The 1,073-nt window shown below is 42.4% G+C and carries 1 protein-coding gene; it reads right to left on the minus strand.

What is annotated here, in order from left to right:
• Positions 1 to 256 precede the first annotated feature (256 nt).
• Positions 257 to 895 carry a class I SAM-dependent methyltransferase gene (locus TZ48_RS19425; RefSeq protein ID WP_162674666.1) on the minus strand — a complete coding sequence of 213 codons (639 nt, stop codon included), beginning with the start codon at positions 893 to 895 and terminating at the stop codon, positions 257 to 259.
• Positions 896 to 1,073: the final 178 nt, after the last annotated feature.

Below are 1,073 nucleotides of genomic sequence, written 5' to 3' on the forward strand. Positions count from 1 at the left end.
ATTTAACCACGAGTGAGAAAACTAGTGTGCTAACGCCTTGTTAAGTAGCAGCTAACTACCACTACACTCAAACAAAACCACCGTAATCACTAAACTCAACCAAACCAAAATCGCCAAACGTTAGCTGTCTGCTTGAACAATTTGTTATGTTTCTAACCGCCCCGTGTACAGAACAAAATCTAGCGTCACGAGACGTTTATCATGTTTGCTCCCCCAAACGTCAGACAGTTTCTGGTATGCGCTTTTTAGGAAACCATCACCTAAATCGTCGACACATCTGCGCGTTGCTGAAAAACGTTTGAATGAAACTTATGAACTCATCGAGTGACCAATCCACTTGCATCTTAATGTCAGGAACGTCCAACTGCTTGAAAGGAAAATCAACATCTTTGTAATGATCCCAAAGCAAACGATTTTGAGCTGCCCAATAAGGCTCAATTTTCTTGAGAATTGTAGCCTCAAAAATTTGGTCAATTTCAGGAGATATGCTCGGCCAGGTGTACCCCCAAGCCGCAAAGACACCTTGTGGTTTCAAAACCCTATGCACCTCAGGCCAAAATGCATCGAACTCAAACCAATGTAAGGCCTGAGCCACACACACAAGATCGAAAGTATTGTCGGTAAAAGGCGTTTTCTCTGACTTAGTTACTAAGTATTCGACGTTACCAACAGACTTAGCGTTCTCTATTTGTTGTTCACTAACATCTGTGGCGATTACATTATCGAAATGAACCGCTAGACTTTCAGCTGCCTGTCCATTACCACACGCACAATCCCAAGCATTTGATTTTGATGGAGTTATCGACAGCAAGTATTGATATAGCTCACTAGGATAGCTTGGTCTAGCCTCTTCATAAAGGTCTGATTTAACGCTGAATAGTGTATGTAAGTTCAATACTTCCCCCTTGAAACATAACGCTTTGCTAAGTTGCAGCTAACGACCACAACACTCAAGCAAAGCCACCGTAATCACTGAACTCAACCAAACCAAAATCGCCAACTGTTAGCTGTCTGCTTGAGCAATTTGTTAGCTTTTTGCGTGCGATGAAGCCAACGTTTTGGCACCAAGATCT

This window comes from Vibrio variabilis (assembly GCF_003263785.1).
GTDB lineage: Bacteria > Pseudomonadota > Gammaproteobacteria > Enterobacterales > Vibrionaceae > Vibrio > Vibrio variabilis.